The sequence below is a fragment of the Arthrobacter hankyongi genome, assembly GCF_022012395.1.
Lineage (GTDB): Bacteria > Actinomycetota > Actinomycetes > Actinomycetales > Micrococcaceae > Crystallibacter > Crystallibacter hankyongi.
In genome coordinates, this window is the sequence record NZ_JAKLTQ010000001.1 from 382,968 (window position 1) to 394,969 (window position 12,002).

A 12,002-nucleotide genomic window follows, 5' to 3' on the forward strand; every position below is an offset into this window, starting at 1 on the left:
CGCCGGAACCTGCTCCAGGGGCGGGACCGCCGTGCGGATGCCCTGTACGTTTTTGAGTATGGCCCCCTGACTGCCCGCACGGAATAGCTGGCCGGTGCGATTTACCGGTCCTAACGGACAAATTCCGGCACGCCGGTGGCCCGCAGGGCCGCCCGCAGCCGGTCCCGGTGGTAGTCCGTGAGCTCGGGCAGCTCATTCAGGCCGAACCAGCCCACCTGGGCGGATTCGTCATCGTTCACCCGGGCGCTGCCCGAGACGTACCGGCAGCGGAAGGTCAGGGTCAGGAACTGGGCCTGGTCCCCGTTGACGAATTCCATCGGCGCACCCGCATAGACCTCGGCCAGGTGCTCCACCTCTGCGACCACGGCCGTTTCCTCCAGCACCTCGCGCACCACGCCCTGGGCCGGGTGCTCCCCCGGTTCCAGGATCCCGGTGATCAGCGTCCAGCGCCTGTTGTCGGCGCGCTGGCCGAGCAGGACGCGCCCGGCGTCATCGAGCACCACGGCCGTCACCCCGGGCAGCCAGAGCAGATCGTGGCCGATTTTAGCGCGCAGCTGCAGGATGAAGTCAGGAGTAGGCATATCCCTACGCTATGCCGTTGCCGGCGGCGGCAGCCAACCGGTCCCGGACCGCAGACGTCAGGGAAGAACACCATGCCTACCGCGTCACGCCTTCCCCGTTCGCGGCGAACGGCTGGCGCGTCGCGCTTTCCCACCGCTCGCGAGCTCGCGGCGGGCCCCTCAGAGAGCCGCCCGGGGTCCCCGTGCGCGAAGCGTTCGGGGCAGGCGGCGAACGGCTAGCTGGCCGGCAGCAAGGCAGCCACGGTGCCGAGCAGCATGAACGGACCGAACGGCATGGCGGACTTGAGGTTTCCACGCCGCAGGAGCACCAGCGTCAGGCCGTACAGCCCGCCCAGCGCAAAGGCAGCCATGGTCCCCCAGAACAGCCGGCCGGCGTCGAGGTAGCCCAGGTACATACCGAGGACGCCGGCCAGCTTGACGTCGCCGAAGCCCATCCCGGCCGGATGGATGAAGCGGACCGTGAAGTAGAAGGCCCACAGTCCGGCTCCCCCGGCCAGCAGGCCCCACAGGCGCGCCGCATCGCCGCCGGCCAGCGCGGCCGCCGCCAGCAGTGCCGCGGCGACCCCGTAGGCGGGAAAGACGATCCGGTCCGGCAGCGTATGCGTGCGCACGTCGATCCAGCTGAGCCGGGCCCCCACCGCCAGCAGGTACAGGCAGGCCGCCAGCAGCGCCCAGAACGGCAGCGGGTCCGCCGGCCACAGCCGTTCCAGTTGCGCAATCATGGCCCCAAGCTACAACATGCTTCCACCGGGGACCGCCGCCGTGCGGCCGCCGGTGGAGAACTTCCCCTCCCGGGCAGACCCCGGGCCCCGGCGAAAACCCGGCAGGACCCACTTTGCCGCTGCCTGCTTGGGAAAAACCTTAGGCAGGTCGTCCGGGACACCGGCGCCGCAGCCTTCATTGCGTGACGGAAGTCACTCCCCAAATTTGGGGGTGCAGGGTGCCCCGATCCGGGCTGTCGAAGCCATGCCGCGCTCGGCAAGGATGAGAGAGCATTCATTGGGGGTGCATCCATCGAGGGGGACGACATGGAGCAAATGCATGGACAGTGCCTGTCCATTTCCGTTCAGGTGATCGGCCATCTGCGGATCAGCCGGGGAGATACCGTCCTCACGGCGTCGAGCCTCGGCGGCCCGAAGCCACGCCAGATCCTGGAAATCCTGCTGCTGCGGCTGGGCACGGCGGTTTCGAAGGATCAGCTGGTGGAGCTGCTCTGGGGCGGGAAGGCACCCGGCGAGGCGCTGGGCACCTTGGAAAGCTACGTCAGCGTACTGCGCCGCCACCTGCAGCCCGGCCACGCCAAGTCGGGCCCGCTGCGGACGGCCAACTCCGGCTATCTGCTGGAGCGGGACCTGGTGGATCTGGACCTGGACCGCTTCGACGGGCTGCTGCGCGATGCCGAGCTGGCCGCGCCGGCCGCGGCCTACCCGAAGCTGACGGAGGCTCTGGACCTGGCCGCGGAACCGCTGCTCGGCGACGAGTTGACGCCGGAGTGGGCGGCGGAGGCCCGGGACCGGCACACCGCCAGGGTGGCCCAGGCGCGGGTGCTCGCCGCCGAGGCGGCCACCATGCTCTCCAATCCGGACGACGCCGTGCGCTGGGCCGAGCAGGCAATCGACATGGAACCGCTGAACGAACGGGCGTGGTCCGCCCTCGTGACCGGGTTGGAACAGGCCGGGCGCTATGCCGAAGGTATCCGCAGCTATGACAAGTGCCGCCGGCTCCTGGACCGCGAGATGGGCTGCACGCCCGGCCCCGCCCTGCGTGCCGCGCATGCCAGGCTGCTGAAGGCCACGGCCGCCGACGACAGCGACCTGTCCGAAGTCCTGAGCGCGCTGTTGCTGCTCAGCGACAGCCTCCGGGGAGACCGGCATGATTCCGAGGTGCCGGCCCGCCTGCGCCGGCCGGGCAAGCACGTGGAGGCGGCCGGCCAGGTAGTGGACTCCTTCCTGCGCCGAGCCCTGGCCTCGGCCTGACCTGCGCGACATCCGGCGCGGTTCTCCGGCCGCTGCTATACATCCGTGCCCCGCGCAGGCATACTCCCTATAGGACCATGTCGGGGGACTTGGGTTGGGGATGGGCCATGAAGTCGGAAGCGGCGTCGGAAGACTCGCCGGCGCAGGCACGGGTGGTGGTGGTGGATGACCACACCACCTTTGCGGAGTTGCTGGCACAAGCATTGAACCGGGAAACGGACCTGGTGCACGTGGGCAATGCCGGCAGCGCCGGGGCCGCCATCGAGCTGTGCCGCGAGGCCAGGCCGGACGTCGTCGTGATGGACTACCACCTGCCGGACGGCAACGGGTTGGACGCCGCCGGCGCCATCCTGCAGGACGCCCCACAAACCCGGATTATCGTCCTGACCGGCAACCCGACGCCGGAGATCCTCGGCCGGGCAGCCGGCTCCGGCATCTGTGGATTCCTGCCCAAGGACGGCTCGCTGCGGACCCTGCTGGATGCCGTACGCTTTGCCCGGCCTGGCAGCATGGTGGTCCACCCGTCCCTGCTGGCCGCGCAGCAGGGCGCGCCCCCCGTCCCGCAGCCCGGCAACGGCGTGCTGACGGCCCGCGAGCGCCAGGTCCTGGCCCTGATGGCGGCCGGCCATGATGTGCGTGCCAACGCCCGGCTGCTGGGCATTTCGGAGAACACCTGCCGGGGCTATGTGAAGGCCATCCTGGGCAAACTCGGTGCCCACACCCAGCTCGAAGCGGTGGCCATCGCCCGGACCCGCCGCCTGCTGCCGGAGCAACCGGATGCGTAGGAAGGCCGCCACCCACGCGGACGGGATTGACGGCGGACCGAATCGGGACACGAACCGTTCGCGGCTGCACCCGGAAGCACGCAAGGCCCTTCGGCGTTATGCCCTCACAGGTGTCGCCACCTTGCTGATCGTCCTGGTGCCGGTGATCTTCGGCGCGAGGGCCTTTGCCAAGGACCAGGCCCTCCGGCATGCGATGGAGAGCACCCAGCACATGGCGGACTTCGAGGTGGCCCCCTTCATCGATTCCGCTTTGCCGATCGAGGATCCCGTCCGGCTGGACCGGCTGGACCGCCGGCTGACGCCGAGCTTCCGCCACGTCTCCCTGTACCGGTTCAAGGTGTGGAATTCAGCCGGAATCATCCTCTACTCGGACCGGCGGGAGCTGATCGGCCGCCAGTTCCCCCGCCCGGACTGGGCCGGCCCGCTGCTGGCCGGGGGCGCCGGGCGAGCCGAATTCGAGGCCCAGACCGATGCCGAGAGCGTCCTGGAAGCCAGCCAGGGAGAGCTAGTGGAAGTGTATGTGGGTGCCACCGCATCGGATGGGGAACGGATCATCGTAGAGGCCTACTACCCGGCCGAAATTGTCCGCGACGACCAGCGGAGCATGGTCCTGGGCATCCTGCCGGGCGTGTTCGCCTCGCTGCTGCTGCTGCAGGCGCTGCTGCTGATTCCGGGCCTGCGGATGGCCAAGCGGCTGCAGCGCAACGCGGACACCCAGCAGCGGCTGCTGGAGCAGGCCATCAGCGCCTCGGACCTGGAACGGCAGCGCCTGGCACGGCACCTGCACGACGAGGTGATCCAAGGCCTGGCCGGCCTGGCCTATACGCTGGAGTCCTACGAACTGGGCGGTACGGACCCGTCGCCGTCGTTCTTCGCCCGGGCCAATGCAGTGCTGCAGGAGAATATCGGTGCCCTGCGCGGCATCGCGACAGACCTCTATCCGCCGGATCTGGCCGAACTGGGCCTGTCCGGCGCACTGGCCCGGCTCGGGGATCCCGCCCGGTCTCGCGGGGTGGACTTCGACCTGCAGGTCCGCGGCGCACCCACGGCCGAGCCCACCACGCAGGTCCTGCTCTACCGGGTGGCCCGGGAAGCCATCGCCAATGCGCTCAAGCATGCCGACGCCGGGCGGATCTCGGTGGCGCTCGCCGCGGATCCGGTGGCCACGAAGCTCACGGTGGCCGACGACGGCCGCGGGTTCGACGTGGCGGATGCCGTCCCGGAAGGACACCTCGGGCTGGCGATCCTGCATGACACCGTCGCCGAAGCCGGCGGCTCGCTGCTGATCACCTCGGCAGCGGACAGCGGCACGAAGGTGGAGGCGGTCCTGCCGGCCGCAGCCGGTTAGCCCGGCCGGCAGGAACCCAATCCTAGATCTCGGCGCCCTCGAGCAGCTCCGTTACCAGGGCCGCGATCGGCGAGCGCTCCGAGCGGGTCAGCGTCATGTGCCCGAAGAGCGGGTGCCCCTTGAGCGTTTCGACGACGGCGGCGATACCGTCGTGCCGTCCCACCCGCAGGTTGTCCCGCTGCGCCACATCGTGGGTAAGCACGATCTTGGAGTTCTGCCCGATCCTGCTCATCACAGTCAGCAGCACGTTCTTCTCCAGGGACTGGGCCTCGTCCACGATCACGAACGAGTCATGCAGCGAGCGGCCGCGGATGTGGGTCAGCGGCAGCACTTCCAGCATGCCGCGGTCGATGACCTCCTCCACCACTTCGGCGGAGACCAGTGCCCCGAGGGTGTCGAAGACCGCCTGCGCCCACGGGTTCATCTTCTCGGATTCCGACCCCGGCAGGTAGCCCAGTTCCTGGCCGCCGACGGCGTACAGCGGCCGGAACACCACCACCTTGCGGTGCTCGCGCCGCTCCAGCACCGCTTCCAGCCCGGCGCAGAGGGCCAGCGCGGACTTGCCGGTGCCGGCCCGTCCGCCGAGCGAGACGATGCCGACCTCGGGATCGAGCAGCAGGTCGATGGCCAGGCGCTGTTCGGCGCTGCGTCCATGCACGCCGAACACATCCCGGTCCCCCTTCACCAACCGCACCTGCTTGTCCGCGCCCACCCGGCCCAGCGCGGAGCCGCGGTTGGACAGCAGGATCAGGCCGGTATTGGCAGGCAGTTCGCCCGCTGCCGGCAGGAAGACCGGCTCATTGTCGTAGAGCTGGTTCAGTTCCTCGGTCATGACCTCCAGCTCGGCCAGGCCCGTCCACCCCGAGTCCTTGACCAGGTCGTTGCGGTACTCATCCGCCTGCAGGCCCATGGCGGAGGCCTTCACGCGCATCGGCAGGTCCTTGGACACCACCGTCACGTTGCGGCCTTCATTGGACAGGTTCTTGGCCACGGCCAGGATGCGGCTGTCGTTGTCCCCGCCGCGGAAGCCCTCCGGCAGCACGTCGGGCGAAATATGGTTCAGTTCCACCCGCAGCGTGCCGCCCTCGCCGCCGAGCGGAATCGGCCGGTTGAGCCCGCCGTGTTCCACCCGCAGGTCATCCAGCAGCCGCAGGGCCTTGCGGGCGAAGTAGCCCAGTTCCGGATCATGGCGCTTGCCCTCGAGTTCTTTGATGACCACGATCGGCAGGATGACTTCATGCTCCGCGAAGTGCATCAGTGCCCGCGGATCGGACAGCAGCACCGAAGTGTCCAGCACAAACGAGTGGTCCGGCATGCCGGCCGCCCTCTGCTCCCCCATGGCAGACCCTGCAGCATTGGTGCTTGCGGTGTCAGTATTGGCCACGTTAGCCCCCGTCCTGAGCGATGGCGCTCCGTTTACGGTACGGATAGGAATTCCGGTACGGCCGCGAGGCCCGTACCGGCCTCCCTTGCTGCCCTAAGAACTGCGGCAATTCGGCCTCCCGGTCAGCTGGCGAGGATCGCCTGCTGATACCTCCAAATTACGCCGGTGTAATTTCCGGAACAACAGCTATTTTGGGCAGTCGCGTAAATTTCCGGTAAACAGGCGGCAGCGACGCTATGCACCGAAGCGGCGCTGGCGCCGGCCGTAGTCGCGCAGGGCACGCAGGAAGTCCAGCCGGCGGAAATCCGGCCACAGGGCCTCACAGAAGTAGAACTCGCTGTACGCGCTCTGCCACATCAGGAAGCCGGAGAGCCGCTGCTCCCCGGAGGTGCGGATGACCAGGTCAGGGTCCGGCAGGCCGCGAGTATACAGATAGCGGGAGATGTCCTCGATGCCCAGCGACTCGGCGACGCTGCGCAGGTTCCCGCCGGTGCCGGCGGCATCCAGGAGCAGCTCTTTGACCGCGTCCACGATCTCCTGCCGGCCGCCGTAGCCGACGGCGACATTGACGTGCACCCCCGGCGCCCCGGCCGTCCGGCCGGCCAGCGTTTCCAGCTTCTGCGCCAGGTACTCCGGCAGCGTCTCGAGCGCGCCGACGGGCCGGACCTGCATGTTCCGGGCCTCGCCCAGCCGGTCCAGGGTATTGGCAATGATGCCCATGAGCTGCTCGAGTTCCTCGCCGGAACGGTTCATGTTGTCGGTGGAGAGCATGTACAGGGTAACGACCTTGATGCCCAGTTCGTCGCACCAGCCGAGGAATTCAAGGATCTTGTCCGCCCCGGCCTGATGCCCTTCGCGGGTCGGCGCACCGGCCAGCTTGGCCCAGCGGCGGTTGCCGTCCACCACGACGCCGATATGGCGCGGCATCCGCTGGGACGCCAGCGAGCGTTCGAGACGGCGTTCATACAGATGGTAGGCGACGTCCGGAAGCCTCAAGGATGCACCTGCCTTTCGAGTCGTCGCCGCACATGGAATTCTACGCCACTGCTAGGGGGCGGAATGGACGGGCGGCGGGGCCGGCAGCCGGTTCCGGGCGGCCGCGGGGCCGGACCGGGCGGTCCGCCGGAGGCACCGTCTGCTGCGTCAGCGCTGCGGCGGAGCCGGTGCCAGGGCTGCCCGCAGCGCCGCTTCGTCAGCCACCGGACGCTGGCAGACCATGCCGCGGCAGACATAGGCCAGCGCCCCGTGGTCCGGTACGGGCCGGTCCCGCAGCAGCGGGACGGCGGTGTCCGCCTGGACACCGGCCGGACGGCGGGCGATGACCATCCCGGGGCTGCCGGTTCGCCGCGCCACCCTGACCAGCCCGGCCGCGGCGGTGTCCTCCCCGACGACGGCCAGTTCCACCGGGCCGCTCAGCATGGCCTGGGCCACCGCCATGCCCCAGCCGGCCACCTGCGGCAGCCGCGGGGCCACGCGTTCGAGATAGCCCAGCAGCCGTTCGGCCAGTCGGCGGTGCCGGTCCGAACCGTGGTAGGCCGCATAGGTCACCAGCACCCCGGCCAGGAGGCTGGCCCCGCTGGGGGTGGCATTCTCCAGCGGGTCCGCGGCGCGCCGCTCGCCCCGGGCCTTGGAGAGCTGCTGCGGCTGTTCGGCCTCGTCGAGCAGTGTCCCTCCGGCCAGGAACCGCTCCTCGGCCCGCAGCAGCAGTGCCTCGGCGGCCGCATACCAGTGTTCGTCCCCGGTAGCGCCGTACAGGGTGAACAGGCCTTCGGCCACCCCGGCGTAGTCCTCCAGCAGCCCCTCGATGCCGCGCGCCGCGCCGTCGTGCGAAACCCGGGCCAGCCGGCCGGACGGGTCCACATGCACCCGGAGCAGATAGCCGGCGGCGGCCTCGGCCGCCGCCAGCAGCTCGGGGCGGCCCAGGACGTCGGCTGCTTCGGCCAGCGCCGCGACAGCCAGTCCGTTCCATCCCGCCACCACCTTGTCGTCGCGGCCGGGCTGCGGCCGCTGCCGCCGCGCCTGCCGCAGCACCGGCTTGAGCCGGTTCCAGCGCTCGGTTTCGGCAGCGTGCAGCGGCCTGCCCGGATGCAGCGGGGACCCGTCAGCGGTGACCGTCCCCTGAGGTCCGACGCCCATCACCGAGGCCACCCAATCGGCGTCCCCGGCCTCCGGCCCCAGCACACGATGCAGCTCGACGACGGACCACAGGTAGGTGCCGCCCTCGACGTGTTCGCCATCCACCACGGTGTCCGCGTCGAGCGAGGAGGCCAGGCCCCCGCCAGGCAGGCCGAGGCTGTCCACCAGCCAGTCCGCCGTCGAGCCCGCCACGCCGAGGGCCAGGTCCCGCTGCGCCGGATCCGGGCTTTGCGCCGCCCACTGGGCGTAGGCGCGCAGCAGCTGGACGTTGTCGTAAAGCATCTTTTCGAAGTGCGGCACGGACCACCGCCGGTCCACCGAGTACCGTGCGAAGCCGCCCTCCAACTGGTCGTAGAGAGCCGAACACGCCATGGCCTCGAGCGTGCGGGCGGCCAGTCCGGCGGCGAGGCCGGACGTGTCCTCGTCCGCACCGCCGGTCGGGCCCGCGGCGGCATGCCGCAGCAGGAACTGCAGCACCGACGACGGCGGGAACTTGGGTGCATCCCCGAACCCGCCGAACCGCTGGTCCTCCTGCAGGGCCAGCGCGCGTACCGCCGCGGGCAGGAGAACTGCCAGTTCCGCCTCGAACGGCGCACCCTGCTCCAGCCGCACGGCGGAGGCCGCGCCGTCGCCGGCTCCCGGCAGGGAACCGAGCAGCGCCCGGTTCGCCTCGGCGGCCTCGCCGAGGGCCGCGGACAGGGTGGCGGCGTTGGCCTCGATCCCCGCCCGCCGGTTGCGCCAGGCGTCGGCGACCGCTTCGAGCACCTGCCGGAACGACGGGCGCCCCGGCGCGGGCCGCGGCGGAAAGTAGGTACCCGCGTAGAAGGCCCTGCCGTCGGGCAGGGCGAACACGCTCATCGGCCAGCCGCCCTGCCCGGTCAGGGCCTGGGTGGCGGACATGTAGACATCGTCCACATCGGGGCGTTCCTCGCGGTCCACCTTGATGCTCACAAAGTGTTCGTTCAGGTAGCCCGCGGTGGCCTCGTCCTCGAAGGATTCGGCAGCCATCACGTGGCACCAGTGGCAGGCCGCGTAACCAACCGAAATGAAAACAGGCACGTCTCGCAGACGTGCCTGTTCAAAAGCCTGGTCGCCGAAGGGCCACCAGTCCACCGGATTGCCGGCATGCTGGCGCAGATAGGCCGAAGCCTCGTCGCGCAGGCGGCCGGCCATGGTCAGTTCCCCGGCCCGTACTTGCCCGGACGATCCGCACCGGGACCGGCCGGCGGTTCGCTGCCGGAGCTGGCCGGGCCGTCCCCAGGCTCCGCACCGGATTCGTCCGGCACGTCGCCCGTGCGGGGCTGGATCTGGCCGATCTGTTCCCGGTAGCGCACCCGGCGGATCCGCTTGGTCATGTCGCGGATCAGCAGGAACAGCACCACCGCCACCCCGAACGTGATGAAGAAGCCCCAGGGACCGGGAGTGACCTGGTTAGGGTCCAGGCCGGGCCGCAGGGTGGGCTCCGGGTTCGGCGCTACGGTGGCAAGTACATGCAGCAGGTGCAAAAGTCAGTCTCTTTCTGGCTGTCCCGGCGGTGCTCCGGCCGGAGGCGGTGGTTAACCCGTATCTATCGTAGGCCAGCGAAGAAGTCCGTCTCCGGCGGGGTGGCCGGCACGCGGGAATCGATCAGCGAGTAGTCCTCCCACGGCCAGACCTTGCGCTGCAGGTCCGCGGAGACCGCGAAGAAGAATCCGCCGGGCTCGATCTGGGTCCGGTGCGCCAGCAGCGCCCGCTCGCGGTGCTCGAAGAAGTCCCCGCAGTCGATCTGCGTTGTGGTCGGATGCTGCGGCATCGGCGGCTGGTGCCCCTCCGCGTCCGCTTCGAGCCAGGCCGCGATCCGGGCGGCATAGGGCGACTTGAGCCCGGCTTCCTCCAGCGCGTAGTGCAGCGCCCGGAACCGCTCCGGATTGAAGGCGCGGTCGTAGTAGAGCTTCGACGGCGTCCAGGGCTCGCCGGCCCCGGGATACCTCGCCCCGTCCCCGGCGGCGTGGTACGCCTCGACGGCGATCCTGTGGGCCATGATGTGGTCCGGATGCGGATAGCCGCCGTTCTCGTCGTAGCTGACCATAACCTGCGGCTTGAACTGCCGGACCAACCGCACCAGCGGCTCGGCCGCGCGCTCCAGGGGCACGGTGGCAAAACTGCCGAACGGCAGCGGCGGCAGCGGATCGCCTTCCGGCAGCCCCGAGTCCACGAAGCCCAGCCAGCGGTGCGTGATCCCCAGTTCCTTGGCGGCATTGGCCATCTCCAGCCGCCGCAGGCCGGCCAGGTCCCGGTCAGCGTGCGCCTCGCCGGCCACCTCGGAGTTGAGGATGTCCCCGCGTTCCCCGCCCGTGCAGGTAGCCACCATGACCTCGACGCCCGAGGCCGCATAGCTGGCCATCGTCGCCGCACCCTTGCTGGATTCGTCATCCGGGTGCGCATGGACGGCCAGCAGGCGCAGGCCCTCCGGCGCGTTCACTGCCGCGGGGTCCGCGGAGAAGGGTTCGGGGATGCTCAACGGGCTCTCCTGAGGTCCTGGGGGATTTCCTGACACGATAAAGTAGGCATTGTGAGCACCACCGGACCCACCGCTGCCGAGACTTCTTCCGGAACAAGCGTAGCCAATCGTTACGGCACCCAAAAGCGGCGCCCCGGAGGCAAGACGCCCAAGGTGCTCGCCGGCGTGGCCCTGGGCCTGGCTGTAGCAGCGGCCGCAGTTGTCGCGGCCATCTCCGGCAACCCGCCGGTATCGGCCAAGGATGTCGGTTTCCATCTGTCGGAGCCGCTGCAGGCCATGGTGGACTTCGAGGTTACCAAGGACCCCGCCGCCACGGCCGAGTGCGCCGTCCAGGTCCTGAACGAGCAGTACGCCGTCGTCGGCTGGAAATCCGTCACGATCGGCCCCAACGCCGTGGAGGAAGGAGCCGACGGCGGCCGGACCACCGCCCACCGGGTCCAGCTGCGGCTCGAATCCAATGGTGTCTCCGGCGGCGTGAACTCATGCTGGATTATCAAGCACTGACGCACCCCTGGACGCCGATTTCCGCTCCACCGGCATCACCTCGCCGGCTGCGGGCATTGGGAAAACCAGCCGGTCCTGACTACACTTAACCAATACATTCCGCCCCGCCCCATCCGGTGACACCGGGAACCATACGGATTTCCCAGGAGAATGATCCACCGGACGGCGGGGTCTTTGCATGTAGCGGCCGCCAGTCAAGCGGCCGCTGCCGGCGGAGAGTCACCATGCCGGGCCAGGGGATGGCCCGGCATTAACTAAGGAGAAGTACGTGTCCACATCCAGCGCACCCGTCGCCTGGCTCACTCAGGAGTCCTACGACCGCCTGAAGGCTGAACTGGATCACCTTTCCGGCCCCGGCCGTGCGGAGATCGTTGCCCGCATCGAGCAGGCCCGCTCCGAGGGCGACCTCAAGGAGAACGGGGGCTACCACGCCGCCAAGGAGGAGCAGGGCAAGGCTGAGGCACGGATCCGCCAGCTCACCGAACTGCTGCGCAACGCCCATGTCGGCGAAGCCCCGGCGGACGACGGCGTCGTCGAACCCGGCATGGTCATCGAAGCGAAGATCGCCGGCGATCTGGAGACCTTCCTGCTGGGCAGCCGCGAGGTGGCCGGCGATGCTGCCATCGATGTCTACAGCGAAAAGTCCCCGCTGGGCGCCGCCATCCATGGGTTGAAGGCCGGCGATTCCACCACCTACACCGCACCCAACGGCAAGCAGATCGCGGTGGAGATCATTTCCGCCAAGCCCTACGCCGGCTGACGCCGGCAGGGATAGCAAAGAGGGCGCG

General features: G+C 69.5%; 12 protein-coding genes. 5 read left to right on the forward strand and 7 right to left on the reverse strand.

The features are described 5' to 3' along the window. Positions 1-110: 110 nt before the first annotated feature. Together LVY72_RS01645 and LVY72_RS01650 are read right to left on the reverse strand one after the other, a co-directional pair. The gene (locus LVY72_RS01645; RefSeq protein ID WP_237817706.1) at positions 111-581 is read right to left on the reverse strand and encodes an NUDIX hydrolase; all 471 of its coding nucleotides are present in this window, start codon (positions 579-581) and stop codon (positions 111-113) included. Positions 582-796: 215 nt separating this feature from the next. Next, complete coding sequence (locus tag LVY72_RS01650) at positions 797-1,303, reverse strand: prepilin peptidase (protein ID WP_237817707.1); 507 nt, start codon at positions 1,301-1,303, stop codon at positions 797-799. A gap of 306 nt (positions 1,304-1,609) precedes the next feature. Here LVY72_RS01650 and LVY72_RS01655 point away from each other — a divergent pair, with 306 nt between their 5' ends. From LVY72_RS01655 to LVY72_RS01665, 3 genes are all read left to right on the forward strand, one after another. Continuing rightward, positions 1,610-2,557 (forward strand): AfsR/SARP family transcriptional regulator, encoded by a 948-nt coding sequence (locus LVY72_RS01655; protein WP_237817708.1) that lies wholly within the window; start codon positions 1,610-1,612, stop codon positions 2,555-2,557. A 107-nt stretch (positions 2,558-2,664) separates the two neighbouring features. Beyond that, a complete protein-coding gene (locus tag LVY72_RS01660) occupies positions 2,665-3,342 on the forward strand; it encodes a response regulator transcription factor (RefSeq protein ID WP_237817709.1) in 678 nt (225 codons plus the stop codon). Next, complete coding sequence (locus LVY72_RS01665; RefSeq protein WP_237817710.1) at positions 3,335-4,690, forward strand: sensor histidine kinase; 1,356 nt, start codon at positions 3,335-3,337, stop codon at positions 4,688-4,690. The genes LVY72_RS01660 and LVY72_RS01665 overlap by 8 nt, the downstream gene beginning before the upstream one ends. A gap of 22 nt (positions 4,691-4,712) precedes the next feature. On the opposite strand, the gene phoH2 is transcribed toward LVY72_RS01665, so the two are convergent. The 5 genes from phoH2 to mca form a co-directional block, all read right to left on the reverse strand. Next, a complete protein-coding gene (phoH2, locus tag LVY72_RS01670; RefSeq protein WP_237817711.1) occupies positions 4,713-6,029 on the reverse strand; it encodes an RNA 5'-3' helicase PhoH2 in 1,317 nt (438 codons plus the stop codon). A gap of 279 nt (positions 6,030-6,308) precedes the next feature. Beyond that, entirely contained in the window at positions 6,309-7,070 is a 762-nt protein-coding gene (locus LVY72_RS01675) for an isoprenyl transferase (protein ID WP_237817712.1), read from the reverse strand. Positions 7,071-7,217: 147 nt separating this feature from the next. Beyond that, a complete protein-coding gene (locus LVY72_RS01680; protein WP_237817713.1) occupies positions 7,218-9,383 on the reverse strand; it encodes a thioredoxin domain-containing protein in 2,166 nt (721 codons plus the stop codon). A gap of 2 nt (positions 9,384-9,385) precedes the next feature. Continuing rightward, the gene (locus LVY72_RS01685) at positions 9,386-9,715 is read right to left on the reverse strand and encodes a hypothetical protein (RefSeq protein WP_237817714.1); all 330 of its coding nucleotides are present in this window, start codon (positions 9,713-9,715) and stop codon (positions 9,386-9,388) included. A 62-nt stretch (positions 9,716-9,777) separates the two neighbouring features. After that, complete coding sequence (mca, locus tag LVY72_RS01690; RefSeq protein ID WP_237818154.1) at positions 9,778-10,704, reverse strand: mycothiol conjugate amidase Mca; 927 nt, start codon at positions 10,702-10,704, stop codon at positions 9,778-9,780. 57 nt (positions 10,705-10,761) lie between these two features. Between mca and LVY72_RS01695 the strand changes: the two genes are divergently transcribed. Together LVY72_RS01695 and greA are read left to right on the forward strand one after the other, a co-directional pair. Then, entirely contained in the window at positions 10,762-11,214 is a 453-nt protein-coding gene (locus LVY72_RS01695) for a DUF4307 domain-containing protein (protein WP_237817715.1), read from the forward strand. Positions 11,215-11,482: 268 nt separating this feature from the next. After that, positions 11,483-11,974 carry a transcription elongation factor GreA gene (gene greA / locus LVY72_RS01700; protein WP_237817716.1) on the forward strand — a complete coding sequence of 164 codons (492 nt, stop codon included), beginning with the start codon at positions 11,483-11,485 and terminating at the stop codon, positions 11,972-11,974. The last annotated feature ends 28 nt before the right edge of the window (positions 11,975-12,002 follow it).